14 protein-coding genes are annotated in these 17,951 nt (G+C 33.4%); 9 read left to right on the top strand and 5 right to left on the bottom strand.

Features of this window, described 5'->3' with window-relative positions; translation table 11 throughout:
• Positions 1-53: 53 nt before the first annotated feature.
• From Q0829_RS18050 to Q0829_RS18065, 4 genes are all read left to right on the top strand, one after another.
• Positions 54-1,061, top strand: coding sequence for an alpha/beta hydrolase (locus Q0829_RS18050; RefSeq protein WP_298545793.1), 1,008 nt, complete (start codon positions 54-56; stop codon positions 1,059-1,061).
• A 231-nt stretch (positions 1,062-1,292) separates the two neighbouring features.
• Positions 1,293-1,796, top strand: a complete 504-nt coding sequence (locus Q0829_RS18055) for an SRPBCC family protein (protein WP_298545794.1) — start codon at positions 1,293-1,295, stop codon at positions 1,794-1,796.
• 16 nt (positions 1,797-1,812) lie between these two features.
• Positions 1,813-2,406 (top strand): DinB family protein, encoded by a 594-nt coding sequence (locus Q0829_RS18060; RefSeq protein ID WP_298545795.1) that lies wholly within the window; start codon positions 1,813-1,815, stop codon positions 2,404-2,406.
• 57 nt (positions 2,407-2,463) lie between these two features.
• Entirely contained in the window at positions 2,464-3,084 is a 621-nt protein-coding gene (locus tag Q0829_RS18065; RefSeq protein ID WP_298545796.1) for an SRPBCC family protein, read from the top strand.
• Positions 3,085-3,318: 234 nt separating this feature from the next.
• On the opposite strand, the gene Q0829_RS18070 is transcribed toward Q0829_RS18065, so the two are convergent.
• The 5 genes from Q0829_RS18070 to Q0829_RS18090 form a co-directional block, all read right to left on the bottom strand.
• Positions 3,319-5,979 (bottom strand): T9SS type A sorting domain-containing protein, encoded by a 2,661-nt coding sequence (locus tag Q0829_RS18070; protein ID WP_298545797.1) that lies wholly within the window; start codon positions 5,977-5,979, stop codon positions 3,319-3,321.
• An 86-nt stretch (positions 5,980-6,065) separates the two neighbouring features.
• Complete coding sequence (locus Q0829_RS18075; protein ID WP_298545798.1) at positions 6,066-8,750, bottom strand: T9SS type A sorting domain-containing protein; 2,685 nt, start codon at positions 8,748-8,750, stop codon at positions 6,066-6,068.
• 675 nt (positions 8,751-9,425) lie between these two features.
• Positions 9,426-10,673, bottom strand: coding sequence for a helix-turn-helix domain-containing protein (locus Q0829_RS18080; protein WP_298545800.1), 1,248 nt, complete (start codon positions 10,671-10,673; stop codon positions 9,426-9,428).
• 368 nt (positions 10,674-11,041) lie between these two features.
• Complete coding sequence (locus Q0829_RS18085; protein ID WP_298545801.1) at positions 11,042-11,290, bottom strand: hypothetical protein; 249 nt, start codon at positions 11,288-11,290, stop codon at positions 11,042-11,044.
• Position 11,291: 1 nt separating this feature from the next.
• Entirely contained in the window at positions 11,292-11,828 is a 537-nt protein-coding gene (locus Q0829_RS18090; RefSeq protein ID WP_298545802.1) for a YceI family protein, read from the bottom strand.
• Between the two features lie 349 nt (positions 11,829-12,177).
• On the opposite strand from Q0829_RS18090, the gene Q0829_RS18095 reads away from it, so the two are divergent.
• From Q0829_RS18095 to nhaA, 5 genes are all read left to right on the top strand, one after another.
• Positions 12,178-14,004: an amidohydrolase gene (locus tag Q0829_RS18095; protein ID WP_298545803.1), complete on the top strand. Its 1,827-nt coding sequence runs from the start codon at positions 12,178-12,180 to the stop codon at positions 14,002-14,004.
• Positions 14,005-14,033: 29 nt separating this feature from the next.
• Complete coding sequence (locus tag Q0829_RS18100; RefSeq protein ID WP_298545804.1) at positions 14,034-14,480, top strand: DoxX family protein; 447 nt, start codon at positions 14,034-14,036, stop codon at positions 14,478-14,480.
• An 84-nt stretch (positions 14,481-14,564) separates the two neighbouring features.
• The gene (locus Q0829_RS18105) at positions 14,565-15,989 is read left to right on the top strand and encodes a tyrosinase family protein (RefSeq protein ID WP_298545805.1); all 1,425 of its coding nucleotides are present in this window, start codon (positions 14,565-14,567) and stop codon (positions 15,987-15,989) included.
• A complete protein-coding gene (locus Q0829_RS18110) occupies positions 15,986-16,627 on the top strand; it encodes an SCO family protein (RefSeq protein WP_298545806.1) in 642 nt (213 codons plus the stop codon). Before Q0829_RS18105 ends, Q0829_RS18110 begins: the two co-directional genes overlap by 4 nt.
• Positions 16,624-17,940, top strand: a complete 1,317-nt coding sequence (nhaA, locus tag Q0829_RS18115; RefSeq protein WP_298545807.1) for a Na+/H+ antiporter NhaA — start codon at positions 16,624-16,626, stop codon at positions 17,938-17,940. The genes Q0829_RS18110 and nhaA overlap by 4 nt, the downstream gene beginning before the upstream one ends.
• Positions 17,941-17,951: the final 11 nt, after the last annotated feature.

Here is a 17,951-nt window from a genome sequence, read left to right on the forward strand (position 1 = left end):
ATCCCTTATAATACAATCATATCAAAATTGATGTAAATTATAAAATGTAAACAATGAAAAACGAAATAAAAATTACATTGAGGTTATTTATACTACTTTTTAGTGCTTTCGCCATAATCGCTTGTAGTGATGACGATGATAACACGCTAAACGAAGACACCGACAATCAGTTAATAGCGCAACATCTCGCTAACCTAAATTTTATAGATGTATCTGGAAATACAATGGCATATTTAGATTATGGTCCAGCTGATGGTGAAGTATTACTTCTTATTCACAGTATCCCTACATCTTCATTTCTTTATAGAAATGTAGTCCAACAAATTGCAAATCAAAGCGGTTATAGAGTTATAGCTGTGGATTATTTGGGATTCGGACAAGGTGATAAACCCGAAACTGCAGGGCTCTACACGCTTACTGCTCAAGCTAATCGAGTCTATGCTTTTACTGATGCTCTGGGTATTGATGATTTTGTATTGGGGATGCACGGCATTGGAGGATTCATTGCAACAGAGATGATGAAACAAAGTACAGCCCAAATAAATGGACTTGTCATTGCAGATGCTTCCGCTTGGCTAGAAGGTGCTACCCCTAGCCCTACCAATGGATTGGTTTTTTCTGGACAGGCTACCGCACAAGAGGTCTGGTCGCAATTAGCAGATTTTGAATTTGCAGAATTTACCACTAATGAGTTTTTAGAAATAGGTCTTACAAACGATGCACTTATTACTGAGGAACTTCTTGAAGCATATACCCTACCTGTTAATAATGCTGGAACCGCTCAGGCATATATTGATTTTTTTGAGACCATTGGTATCATTTTAGCCGATCCCGAAAGCACAGATTTATTGTTTCAGAACTTTAATAAACCCGTTGCAATTATATGGGGAGAAGATGATACTTTCTTTGATGTAAATGCCGTAGCAGCAAGATTTGAAGAACAATTTTCCGTACCAGAGAATAGAATAACAATTATTCCGGACACTGGTTTTTATATTCAGGAAGAAGCACCAACTGAATACATCAATGCCGTTGTACAGTTCTTAGATGAAGCATTCTAAGTTCAAAGAGATTACAATAGAAAGAATTCCTTAACACACTATACTTTCCCGACAAACTCCCAAGTTGTTTAAAAAAACCTGAACTACTGTTCAGGTTTTTTTATGCGAAGTTGTCACACGATTATGATTTCTGAATCTAATTGTAAACAATTGCGCTGAATACTATGAATAGTGCACTATAGTTCATATTGAGCGAAGTCGAAGTGTGAAAGCGTATAAATAATTTAAAAGATGAAAATTAACAAAACCCTTCAAGTAAATGCACCGGCCAGTAGAGTCTGGGAAGTGCTATACACAAATTATGGAGATGCTTGTCATTGGGCAAGCACTGTAAACGAATCTAAGAAGCGTGATGTCGTTGGAAGCGATTATGAAGGACGTACTTGTTCTACTGTTTTTGGTGATGTAAGCGAAATTATAGATCACGCAGATGCTGATAAAATGGAATTGCAATACCACTTAGATGACACACCTTTCATTATGAAAGCGGCAACAGCAAACTGGAATGTAAAGGCAACAAGTATAAACACATCTGACGTTACAATGGATTTAGATGTAACTCTCGCTACCATTCCGGGATTGTTAATGGGATGGATGATTAAGCCAAAGATGCGTAAGGATATTTATCAAACTTTAGAAGATCTAAAATACTATTTAGAAACAGGAAAACCATCGGAGGTTAAAATCAAATCGGATGTGAAATATTTTAAGAAAAAAGGCAAAAAAGCTGCATAACCAAAAAACTAACCCAATGAAAAATCTTTTCACAAAAGGAATCGTTATTGCCTTAATAGTAATAACTACAATTTCTTGCACAGAGCAAGAAGTAAAAACAATAGAGAAAGAAGTTATTGTAGAAGTATCTAAAGGTTTGGATGCAAAAACGCTAAAGTTACAATATGATTTACACGCAAATACGTTTTCAAAAAATCTGTTAGATATATCAGATGCTGAAGCAAATAAGAGAGTAAATAATGCTAACAGCCTTGTTTGGATTGTAGGTCACACTTTAGACTTACAATACAATATGGCAATGCTTACTGGTCAGACCACTGAGAATCCTTATGCTGAGCAATTTGGTTTTGGAAAGCCATTTGATGCAAAAGCAAAATACCCATCGCTAAGTAAGATGATTAAAGATTGGGACGCATTATCACCTAAAATATCTGAAGCTTTAGGAAAAATGAATGAAGAACTATTAAACACCAAAGCTCCTTTTCCTCTACCTATCGAAGAGCAGACAATGAGAGGCTTATTCGCCTTCCAGATGCATCACTTAGGTTACGAATTTGGACAAATAGGATTATACAGAAAATTCTTGGGGAAATCAGCATTTAGTTACTAATAAAAACAAAACAACTATTCCTTCGCGAGGGCATATAAATATTAAAAATAAATAAAAATGAAAGTTACAATAAAATCAGTGTTAACAGTAGCTATGTTAGTTTTAGTTAGCACAATGGCTACGGCACAAAGTATGGAAAAGAAATTTCGTACCGTAAAAGTACAGTTAAAGATAGATGCACCAGCAGAACGAGTTTGGAAAGCGATGGTATTAGACTATGGTGAAATTTCAAATTTCTCACCTTACATCTACACTTCAGAATATACAAATGGTTCTCTTAAAGGAGAAATAGGTGCAAAACGTAAATGTAACTTCAATGAAAAAGGTACACAATGGTCGCATGAAAGAATTGCCGATATCGATGCAGAAAATATGGTAATGCGTAATGTAGTTTTTGATGGAGCAAAACTTCCATTAAACTTTGACAATTCTCAAGCTTTTTACAGAGTAAAAGATAATGGAGATGGTACTTCTACTGCATCATACGAGTTTCAGTTTAGAACAAAACCTGCTTTTCTAGGTATGATTGCGAAGGGAGGATTTAAGAAACAAATGTCTGGAACGCTGGTAGGTCTTAAACATTACATTGAGACTGGTGAGCGTGTGACTGGAGGTACAGATAAATATAAGAAGATAAAGAATAACTATCCCAAAGCTACAGTTGTAAAAACAAAATAGAAAAAATTCAGTTATTGACTAAATACCCTTTTTGTTTCACTTAAACTTAAAGGGTTTTTCGTCTTTCTTGGATAATTTTAAATTCCTTCATCTTATCGAACTTCTTAGTAATAATATAGAATTGATTATTCTAAAACTTATCAAACCTAGATATAATAAGGGTTGCGTTTTGTTCAAAATACAACCCTTTAAAACCTCTACGTTTATATATTCTTTTTATAATCATTAAACCTATTAATGCTTTATCACAAATTGAATACTTTGCGTTTCTTTTTTATTATAATCCACAGATAGGATATACAATCCTTCAGTAATGGTATCGGTATTAATCATAATATCATTGCTATTAGTTTCTAATTCATTTCCGATGATTTTCTTGACAACTCTACCTTGTAAATCATAAATGCGCATACTGTGTATTTTTTCTAATGAGGTTTGAAATCGTAATTTAATTTGATCATTTGCCGGATTAGGATACACAGTTATACTGGCATTTTTATAGCTGTTATCTACTCTAGAAATATCCGACTCGTTATTAGTGATAGTTCCTGCATTAACTAATTTCCATTTAGTGCAATCACCTGTAAATGCTTTAGAAACTTGTGTGATTAACGTATTCTCATCTGCAACACAAGCTTGTGATCGTATCCAGTTACCAGTAACTCTATTTTGTATTCTATAATATCCATCACCAGCATCAATTAGTTGCCATTGAGGATGAGGACCTGTAAATTCACTCCCTACTAATATCACTGGTATACTATCATCTGCCAGATCAGAATCACTTTGAAACTTTAATCTACCATTGGTTGCTTTATTGATAATAAAATAATGATCATTGACAGTTTCCTGAAATTGGAACATAGTACAATCACCAGTATTTGCAGTCGGAACTATAATTAAACGAGTTCCTGAAGCGCTTGCACAATCCTTAGGTTGCACCCACTGACCAGTGGCTTTATTTTCCAAACGCCAATAATTCGATGTGATGTTATCAGTATCTCCATCAGGGTTATCTGCGGCTACTGTTACTCCCGTTTGTTCGATTGTATCCAAACGGTCATCCCAGGTACCGCCTTTAGGAACCATAAAGGCAAACCAACGTAACTCACCTACATTTTGAGGAATACTACTATCCACAGTTACAGTAGCCGTAGCTGTAGAAGATCCTTCCGTAACAGCTATTGTTGTTAGCCCATAATTTACTACTGGAGTAACTTTATCATCTTGTAATCTAATACCAATATTACGATCCTCTGAAGCTATATAATCCAGTTTGACCTCATACGATTGACCACTTTGTAAATTGGTAGAGGCAGTAATGGAGGATAAATCATCTTCTCCAGTTTGATTATCACACCCGATAAACTTAATCTCACTTAATTTCAGATTTTCTGTTCCCCATCCATTAAAGTTTTTCAATTCTTCTCCTGCTATAGTAACACAATCGAAAGTAATATTTTCTGGAAATATAGTATTACTATATCCTTTTAACCTGCTTTGCATACCACCATTGGCAGCAACTGTCCAATTCTTGAAGGTGATATTTCTAAACTTTGCAGTCGTTAAAGGCTGACCATTACCTCCATTATTAGGTTGCATTTTAAAATCAAATAGCCTTTTATTTAAACCCGTATCCTCAACTCTAAAATCTTCTAACAAAACGTTTTCAATTACAGCTGTAGGCAGTAATCCTTGAAGGTCAATAACGTTACCTCCAGCAGTATTTCCAGGATTACCTCTATGATATAAAATATCACAATCTCTTGCCACACAATTTCCACCACCACCTGCATAAGTAAAAACAAAATTAGATCCATTACCATCATTCCACGCACTTACTCGTTCAATTAAAACATCTGTCATAAAAGAAGCTACATAATAGCCATCATCTTGGGTTCTGGCAAAACAATCTTGGACTAGGGCTTTACCAGATACATGGATACCATCTCCATTAGCTCTCCAGGTAAGCATTTTTACCCTTCGTACTTCATTCATAATACTTTTACCATCGCCTAATGTAATCGAATGATGAGAAGGGTCTTCTATTGTAATATCTTCAACTTTTATGTTATTACAATCACTCCATCGAAGAACGCTTTGCTCTTGCTTAATACTATTTTTAAACCTTGGTAGATGACCTCCCGCAATGATTCCTAGTCCATAAATTTTAATATTATCATAAGTCTCATTTTTTTTAAATGTTCCTTTAACAAAGGCTCCATTAGAAAAGTAATAGTTCACCCCACTTTTTGCGGGGTAATTAGTACCAATATTATGAACTCCAGGTTTAAATACCACAGTTTGACCTGCTCTTAAATCTATTGCTTTTGGTATAACTGATCCTGGTTGTACGTTTACCAAATTACTTATAGGTTCAATAACATATGGATTAGCAAATATTCCTAATGCATTATCTAATTGTGGCTTGCCTGCTGACAGAGGTACAACAGATAAATATGCTGTTTTTCTATAAGCAGTAGTAGGCGCTTGAATTTTTATCTTAGCCACACGATTTCCCTCTTCCGTTAGGTATTTTACGATTGCCCTTTTTTTGGAAGGTCTTACTTCTAAGTTAGGTATATCAGTATTAATCTTTACGATCTTAATCCAAACCGAACCACCTCTGAACTCAAAATTGCTGTATCCCATTTTATACCCTTTCATTGACCTAAGCCCCGTATATCCCGGTAAATCATTATTCGAAAAAGTGTGGTGCACATGAGCTTCTTTGTAGTTTCCGTTTTCACTAGTTGACACAAATACTTTATAAACCGTAGATTTTGGAATATCATTTCTTGGGGATAGTACCCGTACTTCTGATTGCGCTAAAGCAGTGCTTACAAATAAGACACAAAGCAGTAGATATAATAATAATTGTTTTTTAGTTTTCATAACTATTGTGAGTTTACGTTTTTGATTTATTAAAAAACACTCTCAAATCATATATCAATTGAGAGTGTTTAAAACAATGTTTAGTTTTAGTTACTTATCACAAATTGAATACTTTTTGAATCTTTTTTCAGATAATCAATCCATAATACATATAGACCTTGTTGCAATCCTGTGGTATTAATGTTTACAGTAGATTGCCCAGACAGCTTTTTTGTGTCTATTGTAATGATGCTTCTTCCTTGTAGGTCGTAGATATTTATTGACACCATATCTTTAGTATCACCACTTACGAATAACTGATCTCTGGTGGGGTTGGGATATACGGTTATATTAGTATTTCCTGTAACTACATCGGTCGCCCTTAAGGAAGCATCTATCGTTCCTGCATTAACTAGTTTCCATTTGGTGCAATCACCTGTAAATGCTTTAGAAACTTGTGTGATTAGCGTATTCTCATCTGCAGCACAAGCTTGTGATCGTATCCAGTTACCAGTAACTCTATTTTGTATTCTGTGATATCCATCACCAGCATCAATTAGTTGCCATTGAGGATGAGGACCTGTAAATTCACTTCCTACTAATATCACTGGTATACTATCATCTGCCAGATTAGAATCACTTTGAAACTTTAATCTACCATTGGTTGCTTTATTGATAATAAAATAATGATCATTGACAGTTTCCTGAAATTGGAACATAGTACAATCACCAGTATTTGCAGTCGGAACTATAATTAAACGAGTTCCTGAAGCGCTTGCACAATCCTTAGGTTGCACCCACTGACCAGTGGCTTTATTTTCCAAACGCCAATAATTCGATGTGATGTTATCAGTATCTCCATCAGGGTTATCTGTAGCTACCGTTACTCCCGTTTGTTCGATTGTATCCAAACGGTCATCCCAGGTACCGCCTTTAGGAACCATAAAGGCAAACCAACGTAACTCACCTACATTTTGAGGAATACTACTATCCACAGTTACAGTAGCCGTAGCTGTAGAAGATCCTTCCGTAATAGCTATTGTTGTTAGCCCATAATTTACTACTGGAGTAACTTTATCATCTTGTAATCTAATACCAATATTACGATCCTCTGAAGCTATATAATCCAGTTTGACCTCATACGATTGACCACTTTGTAAATTGGCAGAGGCAGTAATGGAGGATAAATCATCTTCCATTTCATTACTACAACTTTTAAATGTTATCTCATTTAGTTTTATGTTTTTCATCCTCCAGCCGTCGAAATTTTTCAGTTCTTCTCCCGCTATGTTTATACAATCGAAAATTACACCTTCTGGAACTACTATATCATTCCATCCCTCAATCCTATTAGGATAACCACCCGTACCAGCAGCCGTAATATTTCTGAAAGTAATATTTCTAAATCGAGTATTGTTATTTGGTGTATCTGCGGGTCTAAATGGATTTTGACCTATAACAAGATGAAAAATCTCTCTGTCTGCTTTCTCATCATCTATCCTTATATCTTCTAAAGTAATATTTTCAATAACCTGATTTTCATATAACCCAGAAAGAGATATTACTCCTGAGTGATAGTCTTTCCAGCCATTATTATTAGCACCACCTGGATCATCTTTATTAAATCTAGTACGTGCGTATATAACATCACAATTTCGTGTAACTGCATTTTTGCCACCTCCATAGTATGAAAACAAAAAAGAAGTACCATTAAAATCATTCCAGGTAGTAAGTCGTTCTTGAGTAACCCCATCCATATAAGAAGCAATATAACTAGCATCGTCTTGTACACGGATAAAACAATCCTGAACAAGTGCTTTTCCTGTAACATGTGGTCCATCACTATTAGCTCGCCATCCGATTATTTTAATCTTCTTTATAACGTTTCTTCCATTTTCACCTGGTCCCAGAATGCAGGTGTGATGAGAAGGGTCTTCAAAAGTAATGCCTTCTACAGTAACGTTATTTGCTTTAAATCGTATGATAGGATGTTTAAATCTTTCACCATTGTTATCATATCTTTTTAAGTGAGCAGTACTGACAATTCCATAACCATACATCCGGACATCATTATATACGCCATCTTTCAAAAAATTACCTTTTACATAAGATCCGTTAGAGAAATAGTAATTAACACCACTTTTAAGCGGATAGTCTTCACCAATATTATGCGTTCCGGGTTTAAATACCACTGTTTGGCCCGCAGTTATGTTTGCAGGACGCGGTATTACTTCACCTGGTTCCACATTTACCACGTTATTCGATGGGATATCTGTGAAAGGGTTTGCAAAAAGCCCTAACGCATTGTCCAATTTTTGTTCGTCATTTACCAAAGGGACTACTGATAAATATGGTGCTTTGAAGTAATCATTGGTAGGTGCGTGTATTTTTATTTTTGCAATACGAAATCCGTTTTCATCTATTTCATAAAAAACTTCTGCTTGTTTTGCTTTCGGCCTTACTTCCAAGTTAGGTACATTTTTATTTGGCATTTTGATCATTGCCCAAGCGGCACCACCTTTAAATTCAAAATTAACATATGACATACGATAACCAGCTAAATAACGATTATAACCAAAAGCGTCATTGCTCCCTTTCCAATTTTCTTTAGTAAAATGTACGTGTGCTTTTTTATAGCTACCATTTATTGAATTAGCAATAGAGACTTCATACTCATTTGATTTTGGAATATCGTTTCTAGGTGATAGTACTCTAGTTTCTGTTTGTGCTACTACATTTATAAATGACAAGTGTAGAAGTAAAACAAATAGTAGTTTTTCTATTTTTTTCATAACAATAGGGTTTAAAAGTGAATTAGTAATTTTTGGTTCTGTTTTGTATCTATTTTTACATTTTTTCATTCCTACTAATTGCCAAAGCAACTGTATTTCAGATTTCTACAGGAATTGAGCTTCAACGCATTTTTAGATTTGGTATTTTGATATTTAATCTCTTCAAAATAGGAAAGTGAATTAGATAAGAGTTTTGGGGTCTTCATAGTAATAGTATATATAAGTTTTAATAATGTTTAATTCATTTATAAAATTTTGTTGAATATTATTTAAAACATTCATACGAAGATTTTCTAACACCTGAAATAATTATCGAAATGACCCTAAAACAAATACTATGAATTAGTCATTTTTATACATATTCTTAAACTACTAGACAAAATTTATTTAAATCGCACTACTTATAACAGATACTATGTTTACCTGTTCATTTGGGGTAAAAGAAGATTAGTTACTTTATGTAAAACATCAGTCATTTTTTTAATTAATCAAAGAATAAAAATGAGATTCCCACAAATCACTTTAGTTCTATGTATTAAAAACGTTTTACTATTGTATAACTATAAAAGTGTTTTCAAAATTAGTTATTGAGGAGATTATAATAGGATACATATCACGACAATTAATTAGCGAAATGCGACAAAATCTCTATTTTATAAGGTTTTTGATAAATGGCTACATTCCATCTTTTCGATACAGAGAAGGGGTCTTACCAAAATACTTCTTAAAAGATCGACTAAAATGTGTTCTATCTTGAACACCTACTCTTATAGCTATTTCCGAAATAGTCAAACCTGAATTTAGCAATAAGTCTTTACTCGCTTCCATACGGATTCTTAAGATATTTTCTGTAAACGTATTGTCGGTTTCCTGCTTTAAGATTCGCTGAATTTGTCTAGGAGATTTATGCAACGTTTCAGCAAGCTGATCTATCTTTATATCTGTATGGTATTCTTTCTGCATGATATTAATTGCCTGTTTGGCAATTTCTTTAGAATACGTATTTATTACTGTTTTGTTTTCTATAATGTCCACAGCAGCATACATATTCTTAATTGTTTTTTGTCTTTTAATAAAAAATATGAGACTAAGAATACCAGTTATAAATAACAAGATATAGATAACATAATTAACTCTTAACATAGTAGTAATTTGCCCTTCATTGTCTGCCAATATTATTTTATTCCATCGTTTAGGTTGAGCAAATATTTTTAGATTAGCCCAATCTATATGACGGTAATTGTTAAAATCATTTCTGTTATTTACACATAAATCTGATAAGAATTCTTTTCCTATTGTGGGGTTATTAACGCCTATAGTATTCCATTTTACAGCTATTTCTGTTGTATATCCACAATCTATATCATTATTATTATTAATCGTTCCCTCATAATTTGAAACTGCTTTAAAATCGTTTATCCAATCAAAATCCCGGTTTTCGTTTATTACAGTTGTATTCGATTTTATTTTTTTACCTTTAATCGGATACTTCTGATTCCTTATATTAGTACTAAATTGATATTCATTTTCTGACAGGTAATTTAATGGTGCTTTTTTAGGTACAGTACTAATATAAAACTCTACTCCGTCGTCTCTCCATAATATATCTTTTTTACTACTAGAAAACTCATTTAGATATTCGTCTCTAACTTTAAAACACACGTATAAATATGTAGAATCCCATAAAACCTTTGCCCGTATGTTATAGTCTTCTTTATTCTTTATCGCTTTAACGAAAAAAAATTCTTCTACTTCATCCCATTCAGATAGTACTCCATCAATAATCACAGGATTAGAAGTATATTTTACATTAATAGATGGTTTCTCATGATATATATGTACTTTGGTTTGTGATTGAATTGATAAAACAATCAATAATAAAATAAGACTATATTTTTGCTTTTTATTTAATTTTGAAATCATAATATTTATAGGCCAAAAAATATAAACTTATATTTTAGAATTTTCAATTTTAAACTTGATTTTTTTAGTATACAATATAAACTGATAGATAAATTTTATCATTAAAAGAATGAAAGATGTAATTTAATATCACTCTTCCATTCTGGTTTATAAGCATATAAAACCATTTTACATTTGGAAATTCTTTGATATGTCATGAGTTTCTCCATATCCAATAATCTTAAAAGATCTGTTCTTTTTACTTTGTTAAGAATTAATCGAGCTGCTTAAGGATTTTAATGCCCAACCATTTTCAATGGATCAATATCCGAATCTCCATGAAATCTTCCCTTTATGATTTATATTCACGAAATTATTTGAGTATAAAGCTAAACTTTTAGATAGGCTTTTACCCAAGGACACTCTGTTGTGATGCTAAAGTTCATTGCTAAAAGCAATTCTATAATCGTTCCTATAATTTTCCTAAAACTATCCGAAGTATCAAAATCAATCGAGAACTCTGTTCGTTTGATACATATACTACTGTCATTCAATTTTTCATAGTAAAAAAACATTTTACCATTGCTATCCCAACACTCGTAACAATGTTGGTTTTTATTTTCAAAAATTCGTATCATACTAGCCGGTTTTTGCTTTTAGCTGAAGTTGAATATGGATCTGAACATGTTCGTCTATAATTCTAATTCCATCTCTGTCAAACCTATTCCAATTCCTATCAAAATCACTTCTTTGAACCAATCCTGTTATTTCAAAATTCAAGCTTTCTGAGTTGTCAATACTCTTTTGTTTACCATTAAAATGTGCTGTCAGTATTATTTTTTTCTTAAAACCCTTAATATTTAACTCACCAACTATGAAATAATGCGAATCATCTATTTTTTCAATTTTGTTTCCTAAAAACTGTATTAAAGAATGGTTTTTAATATCAAAAAAATCAGAAAAACATACACGACTATCTTGTTCTGAATCATCTGTAAATGCACTACAAGCTAATCCTTGAAAATGAAATTTACTTTTTGTAAAATCGTCTTCTTCTACCAGTTCCAAAGTCCCTTGAAATTTCTGTAAAGAACCAATGATCGTATTCACTCCCATAAAGTCAACACTAAAATTGATTTGCGAATGATCCTCATCAATCTTCCATTTTTTAATCATTACAAATCAATTTTATATTATTAAAAAGTATGTTAGACACTTGCTAAATTAAAAGAGTATCGAAAAAGAAATGGTTACATTTTAAGCGTATTAATGGTACTTTTTAAAGTAGCTTGTCTGAATTTGAGAATATGTAACTCCTAACTTTAAATTAATTCTCTATCAAGAAATAATAATCCTTTATTTTTTGTAGTAAAATTATCAATCAAAAACATTTATAACATTTTAAAATTTACCAGAGTATTCTGATTAAAACTGTAAAAAGTGGAACTATTGATGTAAAAAATACTGTAAGAATCTTTAATGAAATTGTGAATTTTGGGCTAATTCTAATTAGAGCCTGTACATTATGAGAAATTTACATTCATTCTTTTATCTGCTGCTACTGTTTACTTTTCTTAACTCCTGTAAAGAAAATGACAAACAATCAAGTAATGAAAATAAGAACCTTAGCATCCCAGCTGATCTTATAATCACAAATGCAAAAATCGCCGTAATGGATGAAGGTCGTTCTTTTCAAAAAGCCTTAGCCGTCAAAGATGGAAAAATACTTAAAACAGGAGACATTACGGACATTGAAAGATTAAAAGGAGCACAAACAAAGGTTATTGACGCTAATGGTCGTACCGTAATCCCTGGATTGAATGATTCTCATTTACATCTTACTCGTGGTGGACGTTTCTATAATACTGAACTCCGTTGGGATGGTGTAAAATCGTTAAAAAAAGCATTACAATTATTAAAAGAACAAGCTGAACGTACTCCTAAAGGCCAATGGGTCCGCGTCATTGGTGGATGGAGTCCATTTCAGTTTGAAGAAAAACGTTTTCCTACACCTGAAGAAATCAATGAAGCAACTGGTAATGTACCGACGTATGTATTATTTCTATACAGTAGAGCTTGGTTAAACAAAGCTGGATTAGATGTTTTAGGAATCAATGAAAAAACCAAAGCACCAGAAGGTAGTTCTTTTGAGAAAAGCTCAGGTGGAAAACTTACAGGAGTATTATTAGCAGAGCCTAATCCAACTATTTTATATGCAAGAATTGGCTCATTACCTTCGTTGACCGAAGCCGAAATGGTAAACAGTACCAAACAATTTTATAGAGAACTTAATCGTCTAGGCATCACAAGCGGTATTGACGCAGGTGGTGGTGGTCATAAATTCCCAAAAGATTATAAAGGAACCGATGTATTAGCCAAAACTGGGGAAATGCCTATTCGATTATCCTATTATTTATTTCCTCAGAATAAAGGAAAAGAGTATGAAGAATTTCAGGAATGGATGACAACCAATAAAATTGGTCATAATGGAGAAATTAATCTTGATCACGGTTATGAACTTGAAGGCGGTGGAGAATTTTTAGCCTGGAGTGCCGGAGATTTTGAAAACTTCTTAGCTCCACAACCAATGCTAAAAGACAGACCAACTTGGCGTGAGGATATCAAAAAAATAATTCAGCTACATGTAGACAAAGGATGGCCATTTAGAATACATGCAACCTATGGAGAAAGTATTGCTAATATATTGGATGTTATTGAAGAAGTAAATCAAGAAACTAAAGGTAAACTAGCTCAAGAACGATGGTTGTTTGATCATGCAGAAACAGTAAAACAAACTGAATTAAAAAGAATTAAAGCATTAAATGGTGGTATAGCCATACAAGCTCGTATGGCGTATGCAGGAGAATATTTTGTTGAGCGTTACGGAGCTGAAAAAGCAAAACAAGCACCGCCAATAAAAAAAATGTTAGAAATGGGAATTCCGGTTGGTGCAGGTACTGATGGCACTCGCGTAGCTAGTTATAATCCCTGGCCAGCATTATATTGGTTGATCAGTGGTAAAACAGTAGGTGAATTTCAGTTAGCTGAACCTGCTAACAAGCTTTCCCGTGAAGAAGCTTTGCATTTATACACCCAAGGAAGTGCTTGGGTATCTAAAGAAGAAAATGTAAAAGGAACCCTAGAAAATGGCATGTACGCCGATTTCACCATTCTTTCTGATGATTATTTTACTATTCCGGAAATAAACATCAACAGACTAGAGTCTGTAATGACAGTAGTTAACGGTAAAGTTGTATATGCAACAGAAGAATTTGCCGAAATGAACCCTCCAATACCCGAAGTTATTCCAGATTGGTCACCAGTAAAATATTATGGAGGTTATCAAAAGTAATATAGCTTAATCAGCGTGAGTTTTAAAAAATGAAATTAATAAAAGCCATATTAAACACCTCTATTTCTCAAGCTACCTTGGATTGGGTATTGTTAGGGTATCGGATAGCTATAAGCTTATCTATACTATCAATACATGGTGCCAAAAAAATCATCCATTTTGAGGAAGAAATAATACACATTCCAGATCCTTTCCATATGGGTGGGTATGTTGCTACAATCATAGCCATTTTTGCTAATGTGGTTTGTGCAATTTTTATTGCTATGGGTTTATTTACAAGATTTTTTGCTTTAGGTGCTTTATCCATTCCATTGATAGGTTTATTGGTTGTGCATATCAACGATCCTTGGGCTATAAAAGACGTTCCTCTTATGTACTCCATAGCATTTTTGATCATTCTAATACTGGGACCAGGCAGACACTCACTGGATAGAATTGTAAGTAAAAAGTGGTTTAACAAAGAATATTACAAATGAAAAACCAGATAATTTATCTAACAATAGCTATAGAGGTTAGCTTTCTAACAATTGATGTACTGTTAGTACAAAAATTTTAAGATTATGAAACATCATTCAGATATAACATATAAGAGACGATCCTTTTTAAAGAAAATGTCTTTAGGGTCGTTTGGCTTGACTGCCTTAAGTACTGGGTTTGCAACCTCCTGCAAACCAGAATCCAAAAAAGATTTAGTTTTAGGATCTGTTGCTCAGGCTATACAATCAGGTTCTTCTTCCGTAATAACTAGAAAAAACATTGCTTCTTTGGCTCCCAATGATCCTGAACTACAACTACTTAAAGATGCTGTGGATATTATGAGAAAACGAAGTGAGAAGTGGCCACTGGATCCTGCAGGATGGAGCGAAAACGGAGCGTTGCACACCAAATTCTGTGCAACTATTGAGTTTAGCTATCAAGTACATTATAGTTGGTTCGTATGGCCTTGGCATCGTGCTTATCTTTGGACATTAGAGAAAAAACTTCAACACGCAGTTCGTGAACCTAAATTGGCATTACATTATTGGGATTGGACAAAACATCCTAAAATACCCGAGCAGTATCAAGGTGGACTGAACAATCCTTTATACAATGATACTCGTTTGGTTAAATCTAATGATATCATCCCTTTTGATTTTATGAATCTTGGACCAGCTTTTAGGGCAAAAAAATTCAGTACTTATGGTGGATATCCTTTCCCAAATAAAGGTCAAGGTCCACAAATTGATGGTATTGCAGAACAAAGCTTTCATAATAACATCCACAATTGGATCGGTGGAGAAATGGCTGGATTTGTAGCCGCTGGATATGACCCTATTTTTTATGGACATCACGGAAATTGTGATCGTTTTTGGCAAGCATGGCTAAACGCTAACGAATTTCATCAAAATCCTAGTGATTCTGAATGGTTAGAAAAGGTATTCTATTTTACAGATGAAAAAGGAAAACCCATCGAAATCAAAATTAAAGATCTACTTGACACTGAAAAGTTAGGGTATCGTTTTGCTGATTTGGACTTTAATAGCGAAGACGGAATCTACAACTCTTTAGAAGACAAAATAATACCTTCTTATGATCTTGTAAAAGCATCCAATATTTATAACGCATCCATAGAAGAAGAACGAAAAGTGCAGCGTATAGAAAAAGTTGATCTAGCAAATGCTTCGCACGTACTCTTAAAATTTCAAAGAGCTCAATTACCATATATGCCTTACTGCTCTAGAGTTTTCTTCCTTTTCGAAGAAGCTAAACCAAATCCCGAAAATTGTAAATACATAGGAACTTTTACCATACTGCCTATTGTTTCTGCAGAACAAGGAAAGTTAGAAAAAGATGTCTACATGCATGTAGAAATCACTTCTGTTATTAGAAATCAAATACAATCCAAAAAGAACATCAAAGTATTTTTTGAACCAGTTCAAGTAAGAGGAAGAAATATCCCAGATACAACATTACAAATTGAAAATATAACATTTACATTAGTATGAATGCTAGAATATTAAAAATTGTCATTATTGTTAATGTCGTTGCACTGGTAGTTCTATCAGTAATTCTCTACGAGTCTTTTATTGATATGAAAGACACCTCTTTATCATCTAATTCAAAAAAAGGATTACAAATACGTCAGGAATTTACTAAAAATGAGATTCCTAATTTTGAATTTACAAATCAATATGGTCAAATAATAACTCAAAATGATTTTGATAATAAAATATATGTGGCTGACTTCTTTTTCACCTCCTGCCCTACTATATGCCCAATAATGGCACAAAACAAAATTAAAATTCAAAATGTTTTCAAAAACAATTCTAACGTTATGATCCTATCTCACTCTATAGATGTTCGTTCCGATTCTATTTCAAGATTAAGACAATATGCAGATCAAATCGGAGCTATAAAAAACAAATGGCATCTTGTAACTGGGGAACGTGATAAAATTTTTGGTATTGCTGAAGATTACTACGTGACTGCTAAAAAAAGTAATATACAAGAAGGTAGTTATGTACATGATGGCAGCTTTATTCTAATAGATGAAAATAAAAGAATACAAGGAATTTATGATGGTACTGACATTACTCATACAGAGAACTTAATTGCAGACATACAATATTTACTTGAATTGTGAAAAATAGTTCCATTGACATCCTAATTGAGCGTGTTAGCAAAAAGTTTGCAGGTTCTGTAACAAAAGGAGTACTATTACTTTGCATGGTTATTTTAGCAATGTTATGGGCAAATGCTCCGTTCGGAGAAAGTTATTTCCATTTCTTTGAAATGGAATTCTCGATAGGTTTTCGGGGTTTTGCTCTTACTAAACCACTTCATATATGGATTAATGACGGTCTGATGTCTATTTTCTTTTTTACAGTGGGTCTAGAAATTAAAAGAGAAGTAATGGCTGGTGAGCTTTCAGAATTTCGAAAGGCTATACTTCCTCTATTCGCAGCAATTGGTGGAATGGTTGTACCCGCATTTATTTTTTACATCTTTAATCATGACTCTGAAGCATCTCGTGCATGGGGTATTCCTATGGCAACAGATATTGCTTTTACACTTGGAATTGTAGCATTAGCAGGCAAAGCACTATCCGGTAATGGAAAAGTTTTTTTAACTGCTTTAGCAACTGTAGATGATATTGGAGCTATTTTAGTAATTGCATTTTTTTTAACTCCGCAAATCGATTTTCAAAGTTTATTAGCCGGTCTAATATATTTTGGCATCATGGGATTAGCAAATCTAATAGGTATTCGTAATATGTGGTTTTATGCTATTATTGGTATTTTGGGGCTTTGGATTGCATTATTACTTTCTGGAATACATGCAACACTTGCAGGAGTATTGGGAGCATTAACTATTCCGGCAAAAAGAAAAGTAACAGAGTTAGAGTATAAAATACATTTAAAAACCTGGATTGAAGATTTTGAAGATTCTTGTACTAATGATGATTCTTTACTGACACCAAAACAAGAAAAGATTCTGCAAAAAATCGTGATAGAATCTAAAAGAGCCGGAACACCATTACAGCGTATAGAACATCTACTGAAACCAATTGTAAATTTTATAGTGCTACCACTATTTGCTTTAGCCAACTCTGGTGTCAAAATATCTAATGAGTTTTTTCAAATGCTGTTCCATCCCATAAGTATTGGTATCATCTTAGGTCTTGTTCTAGGAAAGTTTTTAGGAATATCTATATTTTCAAAATCACTTATAAAAACCGGTATCAGTAAACTTCCTGTAAATACAAATTGGAAAGACATTTATGGTATAGGAATGATGGCCGGAATAGGTTTTACCATGTCACTATTTATAGCCGAATTGGCCTTAGAAGATGAACGATTATTAGATATCGCCAAAATAGGAATATTATGTGCCTCAGCTATTTCTTCAGTTTTAGGTTTGTTGTGGTTCAAAATAAAGAAAAGTAATGTTGGTTAGTTTACTGTTCA

Origin of the sequence: uncultured Aquimarina sp. (assembly GCF_947492405.1) — a bacterium.
Classification (GTDB): Bacteria; Bacteroidota; Bacteroidia; order Flavobacteriales; family Flavobacteriaceae; genus Aquimarina.

Bases quoted from the DNA above. Each gene is read 5' to 3' on its own strand.
- Q0829_RS18050 (WP_298545793.1), top strand. From the start codon at position 54: ATGAAAAACGAAATAAAAATTACATTGAGGTTATTTATACTACTTTTT.
- Q0829_RS18055 (WP_298545794.1), top strand. From the start codon at position 1,293: ATGAAAATTAACAAAACCCTTCAAGTAAATGCACCGGCCAGTAGAGTC.
- Q0829_RS18060 (WP_298545795.1), top strand. From the start codon at position 1,813: ATGAAAAATCTTTTCACAAAAGGAATCGTTATTGCCTTAATAGTAATA.
- Q0829_RS18065 (WP_298545796.1), top strand. From the start codon at position 2,464: ATGAAAGTTACAATAAAATCAGTGTTAACAGTAGCTATGTTAGTTTTA.
- Q0829_RS18070 (WP_298545797.1), bottom strand. From the start codon at position 5,979: ATGAAAACTAAAAAACAATTATTATTATATCTACTGCTTTGTGTCTTA.
- Q0829_RS18075 (WP_298545798.1), bottom strand. From the start codon at position 8,750: ATGAAAAAAATAGAAAAACTACTATTTGTTTTACTTCTACACTTGTCA.
- Q0829_RS18080 (WP_298545800.1), bottom strand. From the start codon at position 10,673: ATGATTTCAAAATTAAATAAAAAGCAAAAATATAGTCTTATTTTATTA.
- Q0829_RS18085 (WP_298545801.1), bottom strand. From the start codon at position 11,290: ATGATACGAATTTTTGAAAATAAAAACCAACATTGTTACGAGTGTTGG.
- Q0829_RS18090 (WP_298545802.1), bottom strand. From the start codon at position 11,828: ATGATTAAAAAATGGAAGATTGATGAGGATCATTCGCAAATCAATTTT.
- Q0829_RS18095 (WP_298545803.1), top strand. From the start codon at position 12,178: ATGAGAAATTTACATTCATTCTTTTATCTGCTGCTACTGTTTACTTTT.
- Q0829_RS18100 (WP_298545804.1), top strand. From the start codon at position 14,034: ATGAAATTAATAAAAGCCATATTAAACACCTCTATTTCTCAAGCTACC.
- Q0829_RS18105 (WP_298545805.1), top strand. From the start codon at position 14,565: ATGAAACATCATTCAGATATAACATATAAGAGACGATCCTTTTTAAAG.
- Q0829_RS18110 (WP_298545806.1), top strand. From the start codon at position 15,986: ATGAATGCTAGAATATTAAAAATTGTCATTATTGTTAATGTCGTTGCA.